At 67.3% G+C, this 17,231-nt stretch carries 15 protein-coding genes; 1 reads left to right on the top strand and 14 read right to left on the bottom strand.

Annotation, left to right across the window (positions count from 1 at the left end; translation table 11 throughout):
- Positions 1-3: 3 nt before the first annotated feature.
- From rplU to GYB83_RS14030, 10 genes are all read right to left on the bottom strand, one after another.
- Entirely contained in the window at positions 4-315 is a 312-nt protein-coding gene (gene rplU, locus GYB83_RS14075) for a 50S ribosomal protein L21 (protein ID WP_161896059.1), read from the bottom strand.
- A 202-nt stretch (positions 316-517) separates the two neighbouring features.
- Positions 518-3,640, bottom strand: a complete 3,123-nt coding sequence (locus GYB83_RS14070) for a translation initiation factor IF-2 N-terminal domain-containing protein (RefSeq protein WP_161896058.1) — start codon at positions 3,638-3,640, stop codon at positions 518-520.
- Between the two features lie 259 nt (positions 3,641-3,899).
- Positions 3,900-4,316, bottom strand: coding sequence for a nucleoside-diphosphate kinase (ndk, locus tag GYB83_RS14065; protein WP_161896057.1), 417 nt, complete (start codon positions 4,314-4,316; stop codon positions 3,900-3,902).
- Positions 4,317-4,353: 37 nt separating this feature from the next.
- Positions 4,354-4,785, bottom strand: coding sequence for a hypothetical protein (locus tag GYB83_RS14060; RefSeq protein WP_161896056.1), 432 nt, complete (start codon positions 4,783-4,785; stop codon positions 4,354-4,356).
- Positions 4,786-4,896: 111 nt separating this feature from the next.
- Positions 4,897-5,298, bottom strand: a complete 402-nt coding sequence (locus tag GYB83_RS14055; protein ID WP_161896055.1) for a DUF4233 domain-containing protein — start codon at positions 5,296-5,298, stop codon at positions 4,897-4,899.
- On the bottom strand, positions 5,295-6,692 hold the full coding sequence (gene folC / locus GYB83_RS14050) for a bifunctional tetrahydrofolate synthase/dihydrofolate synthase (protein ID WP_161896054.1): 1,398 nt from the start codon (positions 6,690-6,692) through the stop codon (positions 5,295-5,297). Before folC ends, GYB83_RS14055 begins: the two co-directional genes overlap by 4 nt.
- Positions 6,692-9,343: a valine--tRNA ligase gene (locus tag GYB83_RS14045; protein ID WP_161896053.1), complete on the bottom strand. Its 2,652-nt coding sequence runs from the start codon at positions 9,341-9,343 to the stop codon at positions 6,692-6,694. Before GYB83_RS14045 ends, folC begins: the two co-directional genes overlap by 1 nt.
- A 43-nt stretch (positions 9,344-9,386) precedes the next feature.
- The gene (locus GYB83_RS14040) at positions 9,387-9,842 is read right to left on the bottom strand and encodes a hypothetical protein (RefSeq protein WP_161896052.1); all 456 of its coding nucleotides are present in this window, start codon (positions 9,840-9,842) and stop codon (positions 9,387-9,389) included.
- 105 nt (positions 9,843-9,947) lie between these two features.
- On the bottom strand, positions 9,948-10,544 hold the full coding sequence (gene mobA / locus GYB83_RS14035) for a molybdenum cofactor guanylyltransferase (RefSeq protein WP_161896051.1): 597 nt from the start codon (positions 10,542-10,544) through the stop codon (positions 9,948-9,950).
- Positions 10,545-10,661: 117 nt separating this feature from the next.
- Complete coding sequence (locus GYB83_RS14030) at positions 10,662-11,573, bottom strand: type IV toxin-antitoxin system AbiEi family antitoxin (protein ID WP_161896050.1); 912 nt, start codon at positions 11,571-11,573, stop codon at positions 10,662-10,664.
- Positions 11,574-11,798: 225 nt separating this feature from the next.
- On the opposite strand from GYB83_RS14030, the gene GYB83_RS14025 reads away from it, so the two are divergent.
- The gene (locus GYB83_RS14025) at positions 11,799-12,863 is read left to right on the top strand and encodes an RCC1 domain-containing protein (RefSeq protein WP_161896049.1); all 1,065 of its coding nucleotides are present in this window, start codon (positions 11,799-11,801) and stop codon (positions 12,861-12,863) included.
- A 103-nt stretch (positions 12,864-12,966) separates the two neighbouring features.
- On the opposite strand, the gene clpX is transcribed toward GYB83_RS14025, so the two are convergent.
- The 4 genes from clpX to tig form a co-directional block, all read right to left on the bottom strand.
- On the bottom strand, positions 12,967-14,247 hold the full coding sequence (clpX, locus tag GYB83_RS14020) for an ATP-dependent Clp protease ATP-binding subunit ClpX (protein ID WP_161896048.1): 1,281 nt from the start codon (positions 14,245-14,247) through the stop codon (positions 12,967-12,969).
- 86 nt (positions 14,248-14,333) lie between these two features.
- Complete coding sequence (locus GYB83_RS14015; protein WP_161896047.1) at positions 14,334-15,011, bottom strand: ATP-dependent Clp protease proteolytic subunit; 678 nt, start codon at positions 15,009-15,011, stop codon at positions 14,334-14,336.
- A 48-nt stretch (positions 15,012-15,059) separates the two neighbouring features.
- Positions 15,060-15,638, bottom strand: coding sequence for an ATP-dependent Clp protease proteolytic subunit (locus GYB83_RS14010; protein WP_161897520.1), 579 nt, complete (start codon positions 15,636-15,638; stop codon positions 15,060-15,062).
- 239 nt (positions 15,639-15,877) lie between these two features.
- Positions 15,878-17,227: a trigger factor gene (gene tig, locus GYB83_RS14005; RefSeq protein WP_161896046.1), complete on the bottom strand. Its 1,350-nt coding sequence runs from the start codon at positions 17,225-17,227 to the stop codon at positions 15,878-15,880.
- Positions 17,228-17,231 lie beyond the last annotated feature (4 nt).

Below are 17,231 nucleotides of genomic sequence, written 5' to 3'. Positions count from 1 at the left end.
TGGTTACTTGATGCCGGTGACCTTGAGGACCGTCAGGTTCTGACGGTGACCCTGGCGCTTGTGGTAGCCGGTCTTGTTCTTGAACTTGTGGATGCGGATCTTCGGGCCCTTGACGTGCTCGAGGATCTCGGCGTCGACCGAAGCCTTGGCCAGCTTGTCTGCATCGGTGGTGAGGTTCGCGCCGTCGACGAGCAGTGCGACGGGCAGCGAGACGCTCGCGCCTTCCGCTGCGTCGATCTTCTCAACCTTCACAATGTCGCCCTCGGCGACCTTGTACTGCTTACCGCCGGTCTTGACGATCGCGTACGTAGCCATTCCCGCTGTCCTCTAACTTGTCTCTTCGGGCCGAAGCCGCAGGCCATTCCTGCGCTCCAGCGAATCTGTGGTGCTGCATGCTCCGGGAATCCGTCCCCGGAGACTCTTCCTATCGAGCGCGCACGTCAGCGCACGTCGATGGATGCGACCAGTCAAGGTTACGGTAGCGCTCCCCATCAGGTCAAACTCACGAGGCCGCGTGTCAGCCCTGCGCCGGGGGCGACCCGGCCGCACGCCTGCCGCTGCGCCGACGAGGCGTCCGCGTCACCGTCACGACGGGCTCGGCCGACTGCGGCGCGACGGTCGTGACCGGCGGCTCATCGCTGACGACGATCGCCTCGGGAGCGACCGCGGTCGGCGCCGCCGCCCGGCGGACCGTGCGTCGACGACGTCGGACGACGCCCGCCTCCGGCTCGGCAGCCACCGGCTCGGCGACCACCGGCTCGACCGGTTCGACGACCACCGCCTCGACGACCGCCGGTTCGACGACGACGGGCGCCTCGGGCTCGGCTGCGGCGACGGGCTCGTCGACCGGTCCGACGACGTTACCGTCGTGCTCGTGGACGTGATCCTCGTCGTGGTGTGCCATCGTGCGGAACAGCGGGTGCTCGGCCGCGGGCTTGTGCGGGGCCTTCGGCTGCTCGACCGCGGGCTTGGCCTCGACCGCGGGCGCGTCGCCGCGTCCCTTCTTGCGGCGCGACCGCCGACTGCCCGCATCGCCGCGCGCCGGGTCGTCGGACTGCGCGGGGCGCACCTCGACGGGATTGGCGTGGACGATCACCCCACGACCGGAGCACGCCGTGCACGTGGTCGAGAAGGCTTCGAGCAGGCCGGTTCCGAGACGCTTGCGCGTCATCTGCACCAGGCCGAGCGAGGTCACCTCGGACACCTGGTGGCGGGTGCGGTCACGGGCCAGCGCCTCGGTGAGGCGACGCAGCACGAGATCGCGGTTCGACTCGAGGACCATGTCGATGAAGTCGACGATGATCATTCCGCCGATGTCGCGCAGGCGCATCTGGCGGACGATCTCCTCCGCGGCCTCCAGGTTGTTCCTGGTGACCGTCTCCTCGAGGTTGCCGCCCGAACCGGTGAACTTGCCGGTGTTGACGTCGACGACGGTCATCGCCTCGGTGTGCTCGATGATCAGCGTGCCGCCGGACGGCAGCCACACCTTGCGGTCGAGCGCCTTCGCGAGCTGCTCGTCGATGCGGTGCACCGCGAACGAGTCCGGCGCGTCGGCGTGCGCCTTGGTGAACTGCTCGACGCGCTCGGACAGGTCGGCGGCGACGTCGTCGACGTAGGTAGACACGAGGTTCCATGCCTTGTCGCCTTCGACGACGAGCTTGGAGAAGTCCTCGTTGAAGAGGTCGCGGACCACGCGGACCAGCAGGTCGGGCTCCTCGTAGAGCGCACGGGGTGTGCCGTTCGCCTTGTCGGCGTGCTCGGCGGCCGCGGCCTCGATGCCCTTCCACTGCGACTCCAGGCGCGCGACGTCGGCCGCGAGCTCCTCCGCGCTGACGCCTTCGGACGCGGTGCGGATGATCACGCCGGCCTCGTCGGGAACGAGCTTGGACAGGATCTGCTTGAGACGCTTGCGCTCGGTGTCGGGCAGCTTGCGGCTGATGCCGGTGGACGTCCCGCCGGGCACGTACACGAGGTAGCGGCCCGCGAGCGAGATCTGCGTGGTCAGGCGGGCGCCCTTGTGTCCGATCGGGTCCTTGCTGACCTGGACGAGCACGTAGTCGCCCGGTTTGAGCGCCTGTTCGATCTTGCGCGAGCGGCCGTCGAGGCCCGCGGCCTCCCAGTTCACCTCGCCCGCGTAGAGGACGCCGTTGCGACCGCGGCCGATGTCGACGAAGGCCGCCTCCATGCCGGGAAGCACGTTCTGGACACGGCCGAGGTAGATGTTGCCGACCATCGACTGGGACGTCTCGGTGGTGACGAAGTGCTCGACGAGGACGCCGTCTTCGAGGACCGCGACCTGGGTGTAGTCCTCGGTGGTGGCGTTGGCGCCGCGCTCCCGGATCACCATGACGCGCTCGACCGCCTCGCGGCGCGCGAGGAACTCCGACTCGGTCAGGATCGGCGGACGACGACGGCCCGCATCGCGTCCGTCGCGTCGACGCTGACGCTTGGCCTCCAAACGCGTCGACCCGGTGATGCCCTGCACTTCGTCGCGGACCCGCTTGGTGCGCGGCTCACGCTCGTGGACGACGGTGTTCGGCGGATCGTCGGACGAGGCGGCCTCGTCGCCTTCTCCGGTGCCGCGACGACGACGGCGACGACGGCGACGCTTGCTGGTGGGCGTCGCGTCGTCGTCCTGGTCGTCGCCTGCCTGCTCGTCTGCGCTCTCGTCGTCTCCGGCCTTGTCCGCGTCCGCCTTGTCGGGGTCGGCCTTGTCGGCGTCTGCCTGATCCGCGTCGGACGCGTGCTCGACGACGGCCGTGCCGTCGGCGCCCTCGGCGTCGTCGGACGACTCGTTCTGCTCGTCGGCGGGCTGGTCACCGCGTCCTCGTCCGCGGCCACGGCGTCCGCGACGACGGCGGCGCGAGCGCGACTCACCGTCGGCGTCCGCGTCGGCGGACTCCTCTTCGGGCTCCGCGGCGGGTTGCGCGTCGTCGACCGTTTCGACGGCGGGCAGTTCGTCCACGGCGTCGTCGGCGGGAGCCTCGTCGGCCTTCGCCTTCTTGCTCGACTTCTTCGCGCTCTTCTTCTTGACCGGGGCCGCGTCGGCTTCGGCGGTCTCGTCGTGCGTGTGGGCCGGCTCAGCCTGAACCTGCTCGTCCTCGGTCGGCTCGGCCTTCTTGACCGATGCCTTCTTCGTCGACTTGGCCTTCTTCGCGGCGGCCTTGGGCTCGGCGACGGCCTCGGCGGTCGGCTCGGCGCTGTCCGCGGCCTCGTCGGCCTTCTTGCTCTTCTTCGCGGCGGCCTTGCGCGCGGTCTTCTTCGCGGGTTTGCCCGGCTTCTCGTCGGCCGGGGCGTCCGCGGCGAGGAACAGCGGCGCGGTCGCGTCGCCCGCGGAGGCCGGGGCGGAAGGTTCGACCACCTCGACGGCCGAGAACAGCGACGCCGTCGCGGGCGCCTGTTCCGCGGGCTCGCTCGACGCCGCGGCGCCGAGGCGTTGCGCGACGGCGTAAGCGTCGTCGCGAGAGATGGACGATTGCGCGGTGCGCGCCGTCACGCCCATCTCACCCAGATGTGCGAGCACATCCTTGCTGGTGGACTCCAGCATTCGCGCGAGTGCGTGCACGCGGAGTCGGAGGGGAAAATGTTCCGCCGTGAATTGCGCCTTGTCGGCGTTCACCGGCGACCCGTTGTCGGTCACGTGGTCTCCTTGAGACCCCCGGGCGCGTCGGGCGTCCGAGGACTGTCACGACGCGGCCACGCGAGGGCCTTCCCAATGTGTGCCGGTCGAAGCGACCGGGTGTTGTGTGGTCTTCGCGTCGTTCTCGACGCCTTGCTGTGGCGACTGTGTACGCCGAGTCCCGGAGTCAAAGTGTGACGCCGTGAACTAGAACAAGTATCCCACACGAACAGCGATCAACCCGCACACCCTGGAAAGTTCCCTCGCGCGCGCCGTCGAATCAGGAGCGCAGAGCCGGGAACCAGAGGCCGATTTCGCGGGCGGCCGACTCCGGCGAGTCGGAGCCGTGCACCAGGTTGAACTGCGTCTCGAGGCCGAAATCGCCGCGGATGGTGCCAGGCGTCGCCTTCTCGACCGGGTCGGTTCCGCCCGCGAGCTGACGGAATGCGGCGATGGCGCGGGGACCCTCGACGACGGCCGCGACGACCGGGCCGGAGGTGATGAATTCGAGCAGCGAACCGAAGAACGGGCGTTCCGCGTGTTCGGCGTAGTGCTCGGCAGCGATCTCGGTCGGAACGGTGCGCAGTTCGAGTGCGGCGAGGGTCAGGCCCTTGCGCTCGATGCGGGAGATCACTTCACCGATGACGCCGCGCTGTACACCGTCGGGCTTGATGAGGACGAGAGTCTGTTCAGTCACGTGGACACTGTAACGATCGGGCCGTGGATCCGCCGCGTCAGCTCGGGCAGTACTGCTTCTCGACGGCGAAGAAACCGTACGTGAACAGGCCGCCCTGCTTGGGCGCGGGCGTGATGATGATCTGCACGCATGCGCCGGGAGTCTCCTCGGCCGCGGTCAGCTCGGCTTTGATGATCGACGCCATGCCGTTGTTCGACTCGCGGAACGACGGCGGCACCGGAAGGCTCTTGATGAGGCTCGGCAGATCGCGGTCGGCGAGCCACTTGGTGGCACCGCGGGTCGCGATGTAGCCGAAGGCGCCCTCGGGCACCTGGAGCGGAATGCTCGGCTCCACCTTGTCGGCGTCGGACGGGGCGGTCGACGGCGAGGTCGACTGTGTCGTCGACGGGTTCGCGTGAGCGATCGGCGCGACCACGAGTGTGGCGGCCCCCGCGACGATGGCGGCGGACAGGAGGTGAGAGGCGCGCATGCAGCCCTTCCAGACGGTTGGCGAGTGATCTATGTTACTCGACCACTAGTGTAACCGACAGTTTCATACGAACGGACGACACCCTCGGATGCCGTCCGCGGCCGGTCGACCCTACGCCAGGCGCTGACTGGGCAGTTCTCCGCGTTCGATGCGTTTGGCGACGTCGCGCCGGATGTACGCGATGTACAGCCACACACACAGGAAGATCACGCCGATCGCGGCGATCGACCAGTGGAAGAATCCGCCGAGCAGCAGCAAGACCTGTGCGGTCAGGATCGCGGGCAGCGCCCACGACCGTCCACACATGCCGGACAGCAGGATGTGCGCCAGTGTCATGACGCCGAGGTACAGGCCCGAGCCCCAGGTGAGCCCGCCACCGATCTTCGCGATGATCGGGAACGCGAGCAGGACGACGATCACCTCGAGGATCAGCGTTCCCGCCATCACCCCGCGGAAGCCCTTCCACGGATCGGTCGCGGGCGGATTGACGGCCGGTGCGGCGTCGTCGGTCATGAGGGGTCCTTCGCGAACAGGGTGCGACCGGCGCCTGCGGTGACGACCGATCCGGTGATGATGACGCCCGCGCCGGACACGGTTCCGGCCTCGCCGTCCTCGGCGAGGGCGATGGCCGCCTCGACGGCGTCGGGCAGGAAGGGTTCGGCGGTGACGCGTTCCTCCCCGAAGATCGGCACGGCGATGTCGGCCAGGGTCTCGGTGTCGAGGGCCCTCGGCGATCCGTTGTTGGTCAGGACCACGGCGTCGAGCACTGGCTCGAGCTCGGTGAGCAGACCCCGCGCGTCCTTGTCGCCGAGGACGCCGATCACCCCGACGAGTCGTCGGAAGTCGAACTCGGAGACGAGTGCCTGGGCGAGCGCTCGGGCCCCATGCGGGTTGTGGGCGGCATCGACGAACACGCTCGGAGCGTTGCGGAGACGTTCGAGCCTGCCCGGTGTGGTGACCTCGGCGAATGCCTCGCGAACGGTGTCGACGTCGAGCTGCCGCTCGGCGCCCGCACCGAAGAACGCTTCGACGGCCGCCAGTGCCAGTGCCGCGTTCTGGGCCTGATGGGCGCCGTGCAGCGGCAGGAAGATCTCGTCGTACACGCCGCCGAGCCCACGGATGCTGAGCATCTGCCCGCCGACCGCGGTCACCGAGTCGAGGACTGTGAACTCGGAGTCCTGCCGGGCGACGATGGTGCCGGCGTCGACGCTCGCGCGCAGCAACACGTCGGCGACCTCGGGCTCTTGCGGCGCGATGACGGTGACGGGATCGTTCGGCACGATCGCGTCGGCGGGTCCCGGCTTGATGATGCCAGCCTTCTCCCCCGCGATCGCCGTCAACGTGTCGCCGAGGTATTCGGCGTGGTCCATCGCGATCGGCGTGATGACGGCGACCTTCGAGTCGATGACGTTGGTGGCGTCCCAGCGGCCGCCCATGCCGGTCTCGACGACGGCCACCTCGATCGGGGCCTCGGCGAACGCCGCGTAGGCGATCGCGGTGAGCACCTCGAACTTGCTCATCCGCGGGCCGCCCTGCGCGGTCGACGAGTCGTCGACCATCGTGATGAACGGTTCGATCTCCCGGTACGTGTCGACGTACAGGCGCGGTGAGATCGGTGCGCCGTCGATGGCGATCCGCTCGGTCACCAGCTGCAGGTGCGGGCTGGTGATCCGCCCGGTCCGGCGGTGGAACGCCTGGAGCAGCGTGTCGATCATGCGGGTGACCGACGTCTTGCCGTTGGTCCCGGCGATGTGGATCGCCGGGTAGGCGTGCTGCGGATTGCCGAGCAGCTCGAGCAGCAGGTTGATCCTGGTGAGCGACGGCTCGATCTTCGTCTCCGGCCATCGGGTGTCGAGTTCGGCCTCGACGGCCGCGAGCTCGGCGAGGTCCTCCGGCGTGGGACTCATCAGGCGCCCAGCTCCGCGAGCTTGGCCGTGAGTCGAGCGATGTCTTCCTTGGCGAGCGCCTGGCGGGCCTTGATCTTGTCGACGACCGCGTCGGGCGCCTTCGACAGGAACTGCTCGTTGCCGAGCTTCGCCGTCGTCCCGGCGAGTTCCTTCTCGGCGGCGGCCAGATCCTTCGCCGCACGCTTGCGTTCGGCCTCGACGTCGACGGTGCCGGACGTGTCGATCGCGACGGTCGCCGTGCCCGACGACAGGCGGACCTCGACGGTCGCGGTCGCGGTGAAGTCGTCGCCCGGAGCCTCCAGGCGGGCGAGGGAGTCGAGCTGCCCGCGGAGGTCGGCCAGGCCGAGCGCGTCGAGACCGTCGACGGTGGCCGCGACTCGCTGACCGGGCTTGAGGCCTTGGTCGCTGCGGAAACGCCGCACCTCGGTGATGAGCTTCTGCAGGTCCTCGATCTGCTGTGCCGCGACCCGGTCGGCGGCGTCGCCGGAGGCCGTCGGCCAGTCGGCGACGACGACCGACTCGCGCCCGGTGAGCGCCGTCCACAGGACTTCGGTGACGAACGGCATCACCGGGTGCAGCGCGCGCAGGAGCTTGTCGAGGATCGTGCCCAGGACCAGGGCCGTCGTGTCGGCGCGATCGCCGCCCTCGGCGACCTGGACCTTGGACAGTTCGAGGTACCAGTCGCAGACCTCGTCCCACGCGAAGTGGTACAGCGCCTCGCACGCCTTGGAGAACTCGTAGGTCTCGAAGCCCGCGTCGACGTCGGAGAGGACCTCGTCGAGTCGGCCGAGGATCCAGCGGTCGGCGACAGTCAGCTCGTCGGCTGCGGGCAGGTCTCCCGTCTTGGCGCCGTTCATCATGGCGAACTTGGTGGCGTTGAACAGCTTGGTCGCGAAGTTGCGCGAGCTCTGCGCATGCGATTCGCCGACCGAGATGTCGCTGCCCGGGTTGGCGCCGCGCGCGAGAGTGAAGCGCAGGGCGTCGGCGCCGAAGCGGTCGACCCAGTCGAGCGGGTCGATCCCGTTGCCCTTCGACTTGCTCATCTTCTGGCCGCGCTCGTCGCGGACGAGGCCGTGCAGGAAGACGTCGCGGAACGGGACCTTGGCGTCGCGGGCCGAGAAGTCGTCGTCGTTCGCGCCAACGTAAGTGCCGAACATCATCATGCGGGCGACCCAGAAGAACAGGATGTCGTAGCCCGTGACGAGCACGGACGTCGGATAGAACTTGGCGACGTCGGCGGTGTGCTCGGGCCAGCCCATCGTCGAGAACGGCCACAGACCGGAGCTGAACCAGGTGTCGAGGACGTCCGGGTCCTGTTCCCAGCCCTCCGGTGCGGTCTCGTCGGGGCCGAAGCACTCCACTTCGCCGTTCGGGCCGTACCAGATCGGGATCCGGTGGCCCCACCACAGCTGACGCGAGATGGTCCAGTCGTGCATGTCGTCGACCCAGTCGAACCAACGGGGTTCCTGGCTCTTCGGGTGGATGACGGTGTCGCCGTCGCGGACGGCGTCGCCCGCGGCCTTCGCGAGAGACGACACATCGACCCACCACTGCATCGACAGTCGCGGCTCGATGGGTTCGCCCGCGCGCTCGGAATGTCCGACGCTGTGCAGGTACGGGCGCACCTCCTTGACGATGCGGCCCTGCTCGGCCAGCGCTTCGCGCACGGCGACGCGCGCGGCGAAGCGGTCGAGGCCGTCGAACTGCGTGCCGGTGCCCTCGATGACGGCCGTCTTGTCCATGATCGTGATCATCGGCAGGTTGTGTCGCTGGCCGATCGCGAAGTCGTTCGGGTCGTGTGCCGGCGTGATCTTGACTGCGCCGGACCCGAATTCGGGATCGACGTAGTCGTCGACGATCACCGGAACCGTGCGGTCGAGGAACGGATGCGCGAGGTGCACGCCGTGCAGGTGGGTGTACCGCTCGTCGTCGGGGTGGACGGCGATCGCGGTGTCGCCGAGCATCGTCTCCATCCGGGTGGTCGCGACGACGATGTGCGGCTGCGTGTCGTCGAGCGATCCGTAGCGGAACGAGACGAGCTCGCCGTCGACGTCCTTGTACTTGACCTCGATGTCGGAGATGGCGGTCTGCTGCGCGGGCGACCAGTTGACCAGGCGCTCCGCGCGGTAGATCAGACCATCGTCGTACAGCTTCTTGAAGATCGTCTGGACGGCGCGCGAGAGGCCCTCGTCCATGGTGAAGCGGTCGCGACTCCAGTCGACGCCTTCACCGAGGCGGCGCATCTGACCCTGGATCAGGCCACCCGACTCGGCCTTCCACTTCCAGACGCGTTCGATGAACGCCTCACGCCCCAGCTCGTGGCGGGTGAGTCCCTCGGCGGCGAGCTGCTTCTCGACGATGGTCTGCGTGGCGATGCCCGCGTGGTCCATGCCGGGCAGCCACAGGACCTCGTAGCCCTGCATGCGCTTGCGGCGCGTGAGGGTGTCCATGAGGGTGTGGTCGAGCGCGTGACCCATGTGGAGGGAACCGGTCACGTTCGGCGGCGGGAGGACGATCGAGTAGCCAGGCTTGTCGCTCGACGCGTCGGCTACGAAGTATCCGGCGTCTACCCAGCGCTCGTACAGGCCCGCTTCATGCTCGGACGGGTCCCACGACTTGGGAAGGCTGGTGCTCTGATCGGAGTTCGTCACCCTTCGATTCTAGGTAACGGCCTCGTGACCGGCGTGACCTCCCCTATCGGACTCCGAACGTGGCGCCGCCGGGGATCGACCAGGGACCGCCCTTGCTGACGATGGCGATGGTTCCCACGACCGTGCCGGCGCCAGGAGTCAGCTTCACCTTCTGCGATCCCGACCACGGTCCGGGACACGGACGGACCGTGCCCGCGCCGCTCCGACCGTTCGAGATGTTGGTGTAGGTGAACCGCACGAACGAGTCGTCGACGGCGGGGTTCCCGCACTGGCGTCCGCCCGGAGCGCTCAGCCACACCGCTCCGGCACCTGCGGTTTCGATGCGTATCGACGCCGAGTACGTCCCGAACGCCGTGATCCCGTTCGAGATGATCCCGTTCGCGGGGAACTGCTGCACCGCGACCGGAGCCGCGTGCGCGGGGCCCGCGACGGCTCCCGCTCCGACCGCCAGGGCCACCACTGCTCCCGCGACCGCGCCCACTCGTGTTGCCTTGGTCATGACTGTCCTCTCGATCAGAGACGGCAAAGCGCCGCTACCTCGTAGATCGTCACGCATCCCGGCGACGCAACACGGTCGGCCGATCATTCACCCGTTCGAGTGACCTCATCCCGCGACGCGGATCCGGTGCAGGTCTTCGGGGGCGTCGACGTTGGTGAGCCAGTCGGCGTTGCTCACGCCGACACGACGCGTGCTGATCGCGTCGACGGCGGCGAGCATCCGCAGTTCGCCCGCGTCCACGAGTGCTTGCAGAGCGTCTGCGGTGCCGGTCCGATAGACGCCCGCCATCGGATGGTCGCGCTGGGAGTCGTGGGCGATCACCGCGTCCGTCGACGGGGTGAGTCCGGCCAGCAGCTCGTCGACGATGTCGGCGTGCACGAGCGGCATGTCCGTCGCGCAGACGAACGCGACCTCGGCGCCCGCCGCCGCTGCCGCCCGCAGTCCGGCGACCAAGCCGCCGAGCGGCCCCGACCCGTCCTGCTCGTCGGTGACCCACTGCAGGTCCGACTCCTTCGACAACTCCCGATACGCCTGCGACGACTCCGGGGCCGCCACCAGCACCGGCGTGCACCGCTCTCCGATCGCCTCCGCGATTCGGGTCAGCATCGTCACCCCCTCGAACTCGAGTGCTGCTTTGTCCTGCCCCATCCGGCGCGAACGCCCGCCTGCAAGAACGATTCCGGCGACTGTGTCGTAGCTCATACCGACCACCGTAGCCGCGCGACCGTGTCTCGCGTCGCCGCTTGCCGTTTACGCCCCGAGCGCCCCGTCCCGCTCACGAATTGTTCGTGAGCGGGAAGCGACGCTCAGGGCGTCAAGTCAGGCGAGGCCAGCGTCTTCCAGCTTTGCGCGCATACGGTCGACCATCGTCCGATTCTCGAGGTCGCGCCAGATCCACCGTCCGACGTGACGGACCAGATCGCGGAGCCGATCCTCTCGGATCTTCTCTCGCACCACGGCGTCTTCGACGCGCTCACCCGGGCGCAGGTCGCGGCAGAATTTGCGAAGGCCGTCGAACTCGCCGACGACGATCCCGTCCCAGCAATAGTCGACGATCGCGATCGAACCGTCCTCGAGCACGAACTCGACCTGAAGATCCGGCAGTGGAAGCCTGGACGTGATCATCTGGGCTCGCCCCCAGGATTCGCCGGGATTCGCGGACCGCCCGTCGCCGTACTTGAGCGCCGACCGGACCATCCCCGCGCCTCGGACTCGGTGGCGGCCCGCCTCCGCTCGCAGTTCCTCCATGGTCGCCCCGTGGCGCAGCGCACTGTCGATGACCGTGAGTGCGCGTGGAAAGTTGGATGTCGCCGCGACGTCGATCGCGGTCCGTGCCATCGTCGACACCGCGATTCCGTCCACGTGGACGACCGCATCGTCGGGTAGTCCAGAGTGGAAATGTCGGGTCGCGGTGCGGCGTCCACCGCCATTGCGCCGTTTCGCGAAGTGGACGACGGTTCGTTCCGGTTTCAACAGTTCCAGTCCGTGGAACGCGGCGGCCGACTCGTGACTCAGCGAGCAGGTTTGGCCGGCGGCGGCCGCGACCACCTTCCACCGGTAGACGGCATCGTCGACGTCGTATTGCGGAAGAGCAGACGTCGGGAGCAATGCGCCACGATCGAGGACGATCAGTTCGCCGTCCCGCACCGCACGCTTCAGGTCGGTGTCGGTGAGACCGACGTCCAACGCCGCAGATCGGCGGACGATCCCGAACTCATCTCGAGGCCACATGCCAGGAGTGAACACCGGCGAGCTCGATCCGTCGACCACGTTATCCACAGGCCCACTTCCCGCCCACGGTTTCGTCTCTCGCTCACAGACGAAGTCCGAGCGGGAATCGCCGAGCCGAGCACGAAATGTTCGCTGACTACGACACAATCGCGAACTGTCATTCGTTCGATTTCAAAGCTCGACCTGAGCCGATTGCTCGAGTCACCCCGTGATCTACTCTTGCGGGTGAACGACACATCACGCACGTCGATTCGGCGATCGCGACACACACTGTTCATTGTGGTGGCGGTGCTGGTCGTAGCGAACGTGCTGGTGTTCGGATCCATTGCGCTCCTCACTCGAGGTACCCCCGGCAATGACGGCCCGCTCGAATTCGTCTCCTTGAATCCAACCCAAGGAAACACGTGTGCCATCACAGCCGACGCCGATCTGTACTGTCAGGACTTCCCTTCGTCAACAGAGTACGACGACTTTCGTCCGCTGAAACGTGTCGAGGAACTGAGCGGCGTCACCGCAGTGTCATCCAACTACCAGTCCGCATGCGCCGTCGCCAATGGCAGTGCGTACTGCTGGGGCAACAACAAGGACGGCCAACTGGCCGACGGCACGACAATCCGACGTGACCGACCCACACAGATCCCCGGGTTGACTCGAGTGACCGCGATCGCAACCGGTGTCGACCGAACCGACGAAGGTCCGTCATCCACCTGCGCCGTGTCGAACGGAGCAGTCTACTGCTGGGGTGGACTCGGCGCCTATGCACTGGGTATTTCCGACAAGACCCATCCCGTATTGATCGAGGGTGTTTCGGGCGTCACCGACATGTCGGTCGATGCCCACATGGGATGTGCTGTCGCCGGCGGCGAAGCGTATTGCTGGGGTCAGACCTTCGGCTCCAAGAATGCCGAGCGAGTCCCGGGTACTCAGGGCTCGGAACTGGTGCGGACCAACGGGTACACCGCGTGTGCCATCGCTTCGGGACGGGTTCGCTGTTGGGGCCACGGTTCGAGCGGATCCATCGGCGACGGCAGCCTGTCCGACCGAACATATGCCGCCGATGTGACGGCTTTGACCGGCGTCACCGCGCTCAGCACTCACTACACAGTCGTGTGTGCACTGTCGGACGGAACCCCATTCTGCTGGGGTGGCGACGGCCCGTCGACGCCGTCTCGTGTCGCCGTCAGCGAGAGCGCATCCGCTATCAGCGGTCCATGCATGATCATCCACGGGGCAGTTCAATGTGGGCAGCAGCCCGGTGACCCGCACATACGACCACTCCCGATCGCATAGCCGACGCCGCTGAACGACTTACGCCCTGAGCGTCCTTTCCCGCTCACGAATAGTTCGTGAGCGGGAAAGAACGCTCAGGGCGTAAAGGTCAAGGACCGCCAGACTACGCCGACTTCTCCTTCGGGCCGTCGTCCTTGCGCGGGACGATGGTGGGAAGGACATTGTCGCGGACCGTCTCACCGGTGACGACGACCTTGGCGACGTCGTCGCGGCTGGGGATGTCGTACATGACGGGAAGCAGGACTTCCTCCATGATCGCGCGGAGACCGCGGGCTCCGGTGCCGCGGTGGATCGCCTGGTCGGCGATCGCCTCGAGGGCGTCCTGCGTGAACTCTAGCTCCACGTTGTCCATGTCGAAGAGACGACCGTACTGCTTGACCAGTGCGTTCTTCGGTTCGGCGAGGATCGAGACGAGCGCTTCCTTGTCGAGGTTACGCACCGACGCGATCATCGGGAGACGGCCGATGAACTCGGGGATCAGACCGAACTTGATCAGATCCTCGGGCATGACGTCGGCGAAGTGGTCGGTCGTGTCGACGTCCTTGCGGCTCGACACCTCGTTGCCGAAACCGATGCCGCGCTTGCCGACGCGCTCGGCCACGACCTTCTCCAGGCCGGCGAAGGCTCCCGCCACGATGAACAGGACGTTCGTCGTGTCCAGCTGGATGAACTCCTGGTGCGGGTGCTTGCGTCCGCCCTGCGGCGGGACCGACGCCTGCGTGCCCTCGAGGATCTTCAGCAGCGCCTGCTGCACGCCTTCACCCGACACGTCACGCGTGATCGACGGGTTCTCGCTCTTGCGGGCGATCTTGTCGACCTCGTCGATGTAGATGATGCCCGTCTCGGCACGCTTCACGTCGTAGTCGGCCGCCTGGATCAGCTTCAAGAGGATGTTCTCGACGTCCTCTCCGACATAACCTGCCTCGGTGAGCGCGGTCGCGTCGGCGATCGCGAACGGGACGTTCAGCATCTTCGCGAGAGTCTGCGCGAGATAGGTCTTGCCGCAACCCGTCGGGCCGAGCATCAAGATGTTCGACTTCGCGAGCTCGACGGTCTCCACCGAGCTGCGCTTGTCCGACTTCTTCTCCCCCGCCTGGATGCGCTTGTAGTGGTTGTACACGGCGACGGCGAGCGTGCGCTTGGCCGTGTCCTGACCCACCACATAGTTGTCGAGGAAGTCGCGGATCTCCGCGGGCTTCGGAAGCTCGTCGAGCTTGACGTCGCTGGTCTCGGCCAGCTCCTCCTCGATGATCTCGTTGCACAGGTCGATGCACTCGTCGCAGATGTAGACACCCGGACCAGCGATCAACTTCTTGACCTGCTTCTGGCTCTTACCGCAGAACGAGCACTTCAGCAGGTCTCCGCCGTCTCCCATTCGCGCCATGTGGCCGCACCTACTTTCTTACTGACGCGCGTCACCGTGAACGGTACTCGCGCTTGCCTGTGTTCGGACCTGCGAAACACAGATTGCTAGCGGGCCGACTTCTTGCGGTAGTCGAAGACCTCGTCGATGATGCCGTACTCCTTGGCCTGGTCGGCCGTCAGAATGTTGTCCCGATCGGTGTCCTTGCGGATCTTCTCCGCGTCCTGACCGGTGTGCGAGGCGAGGATCTCGTCGAGGCGCTTGCGGATGCGCTCGATCTCGGCCGCCTGGATCTCCAGGTCGGACACCTGGCCCTGGTAGGCGCCACCGGTGCGCGGCTGGTGGATCAGGACGGTGGCGTTCGGCAGCGCCGCGCGCTTGCCGGGGGTTCCGCCCGCCAGCAGGATCGCCGCGGCGGACGCCGCCTCGCCGAGGCAGACGGTGACGACGTCGCAGTGCACGTACTGCATCGTGTCGTAGATGGCGAGCATGTCGGGGACGCTGCCGCCGGGCGAATTGATGTACATGGTGATGTCACGGTCGGGATCCTGGCTCTCCAGGACCAGCAGCTGCGCCATCACGTCGTTGGCGACGGTCTGGTCGATCGGCGTGCCGACGAACACGATGCGCTCCTCGAAGAGCTTCGCGTACGGGTCGTACTGGCGCTGACCGTTCGGGGTGTTCTCGATGAACGACGGCAGGATGTACCGCGCCTGCATCTGCTTGAGGGCGATGGCCGAATCCGAGATGCCCGCGCGGACGTCGGCGGGAAGGTGGTTGTACATGGGTTTCTCCGTAGCCGGTGAAGGGAAGGTGACGTGTGTCGGACAGGCTCAGGAGCCCGGGCGGATGACGGTCGTGACCACGTGATCGACGAAGCCGTACTCCTTGGCCTCGGTCGCGGTGAACCAGTTGTCGCGATCCGCGTCGGCCTCGATCTTCTCGAGCGGCTGACCGGTGAACTCGGCGTTGAGACGGTTCATCTCACGCTTGGTGGCGGCGAACTGCTCGGCCTGGATCGCGATGTCGGCCGCGGTGCCGCCGATGCCCGCCGACGGCTGGTGCATCATGATCCGGGCGTGCGGCAGCGCGTGACGCTTGCCCTTGGCTCCCGCCGCGAGCAGGAACTGGCCCATCGACGCGGCCATGCCCATCGCGTAGGTCGCGACGTCGCACGGTGCGAGCTGCATCGTGTCGAAGATCGCCATACCCGCCGTGACGCTGCCGCCGGGCGAGTTGATGTACAGGTTGATGTCCTTCTCGGGGTCTTCCGCGGCGAGCAGCAGGATCTGCGCGCACAGGCGGTTGGCGATGTCGTCGTCCACCTGGGTGCCGAGGAAAATGATGCGCTCGCGAAGGAGGCGTTCGAAGACCGAATCAGTCAGGTTCAGGCCGGCGACGCCCGAGCTCATCGAGGGCGTGTGGAGAGTGCTCACTGGTTGTACCTATCTGTCGAAATACTGCCCGTGTCGGCGTTGTCACCGAGATTAATCACTGAAGGGGGTCCCGTTGTTCCACAGACACCCCGTATTCGCTCACAGCAGAACACCCCCGAGCGACGTCCTGCGGGTTCATCTCTGGGAGAACACGACAGCCGGGACGAGTGTCCGTCCCGGCTGTCGTGGATGCGCCCCGATCAGGGGCGGGGGAATCAGGCGTCGTCGCCCTCGGCGTCGTCGTCGGCATCGCCGAAGAACGCCTTGGTGTCGATGACCTCACCGTTGTTGTCGGTGACCGCGGCCTCGCCGATGACCTCGGCGAGAGCCTTGTTGCGACGCACGTCGGCGTACAGGGCGCCGATCTGGTTCGCGTTCTGCAGCTGCTGGATGAACTCCTGCGGTGCGACGCCGTAGCGCTGCGACTGCATGATGATCTGCTGGGTGAGCTCGTCCTGGCCGACCTCGACCTCGAGGGCGTCGGCGATCGAGTCGAGCAGGAGCTGCGTGCGGACCGACTTCTCGGCGTCCGCGCGGCTCTCGGCGTCCCACTCCTCGCGGGTCTTGCCCTGCGCCTCGAGGAACTTGTCCACCTGAGCGTCGTCGTGACCCAGAGCGTGGACCAGCTGGTGCTGGACGCCCTCGACCTCGTCGTCGACGATCTTCTCCGGCAGCGGGAACTCGACGGTCTCGAGGAGCTGCTCGAGGACGGCGTCGCGGATGGCTCCGGCCTGCTCGTACTTCTTGCTCTCGGCGGCACGCTCGCGGAGGCTCTCGCGCAGTTCGTCGGCGGTGTCGAACTCGCTGGCGAGCTGGGCGAAGTCGTCGTCGACGGCGGGGAGCTCGCGCTCCTTCACCGAGTTGACCGTGACGGTCACGTCGGCCTCGCGGCCCGCGTGCTCGCCCGCGACGAGAGTCGTGGTGAAGGTGGCGTTCTCGCCCGCCTTCAGGCCCTGCAGCGCCTCGTCGAGTCCGTCGACCAGGTCTCCGCCGCCGACCTCGTGGGACAGCCCCTCGGTGGTCGCCTCGTCGACGGTCTCGCCGTCGACCGTCGCGACCAGGTCGATCGACACGAAGTCGCCGTCGGCCGCGCCGCGCTCGACACCGACGAGCGTGCCGAAGCGCGCACGGAGGTTGTCGACCTCGGTCTCGACGTCGGCGTCGGCCACCTCGATGGCGTCGACCTGGACCGCGATGGTCGAGTAGTCGGGCAGGGTGATCTCCGGACGGATGTCGACCTCAGCGGTGAAACGCACAGGCTGGCCGTCTTCGAGCTCGGCGACATCGATCTCGGGCTGGCTGATCGCCTTGACGTCCGCTTCGGCGATGGCCTGCGAGTACTTGGCGGGCAGCGCGTCGTTGACGACCTGCTCCAGGATCGACTGGCGGCCGACGCGCGCCTCGATCAACTTGGCCGGAGCCTTGCCCGGGCGGAAGCCGGGGATGCGGATCTGCTGGGCGAGCGACTTGTATGCCCGGTCGAAGTCACCGGAGAGTTCCTCGAACGGAACCTCGACATTCAGCTTGACTCGGGTCGGGCTCAGCTGCTCGACGGTGCTCTTCACGGCT

Origin of the sequence: Gordonia spumicola, from assembly GCF_009932475.1 — a bacterium.
Taxonomy (GTDB): Bacteria; Actinomycetota; Actinomycetes; order Mycobacteriales; family Mycobacteriaceae; genus Gordonia; species Gordonia spumicola.
The sequence above is the reverse complement of the archived record's forward strand: the minus strand, read 5'-3'. Positions and strand labels throughout refer to the sequence as shown.

Coding starts and splice junctions, on each gene's coding strand:
- rplU (WP_161896059.1), bottom strand. CDS start 315: ATGGCTACGTACGCGATCGTCAAGACCGGCGGTAAGCAGTACAAGGTC.
- GYB83_RS14060 (WP_161896056.1), bottom strand. CDS start 4,785: ATGCGCGCCTCTCACCTCCTGTCCGCCGCCATCGTCGCGGGGGCCGCC.
- GYB83_RS14055 (WP_161896055.1), bottom strand. CDS start 5,298: ATGACCGACGACGCCGCACCGGCCGTCAATCCGCCCGCGACCGATCCG.
- folC (WP_161896054.1), bottom strand. CDS start 6,692: ATGAGTCCCACGCCGGAGGACCTCGCCGAGCTCGCGGCCGTCGAGGCC.
- GYB83_RS14040 (WP_161896052.1), bottom strand. CDS start 9,842: ATGACCAAGGCAACACGAGTGGGCGCGGTCGCGGGAGCAGTGGTGGCC.
- mobA (WP_161896051.1), bottom strand. CDS start 10,544: ATGAGCTACGACACAGTCGCCGGAATCGTTCTTGCAGGCGGGCGTTCG.
- GYB83_RS14030 (WP_161896050.1), bottom strand. CDS start 11,573: ATGTGGCCTCGAGATGAGTTCGGGATCGTCCGCCGATCTGCGGCGTTG.
- clpX (WP_161896048.1), bottom strand. CDS start 14,247: ATGGCGCGAATGGGAGACGGCGGAGACCTGCTGAAGTGCTCGTTCTGC.
- GYB83_RS14015 (WP_161896047.1), bottom strand. CDS start 15,011: ATGTACAACCACCTTCCCGCCGACGTCCGCGCGGGCATCTCGGATTCG.
- GYB83_RS14010 (WP_161897520.1), bottom strand. CDS start 15,638: ATGAGCTCGGGCGTCGCCGGCCTGAACCTGACTGATTCGGTCTTCGAA.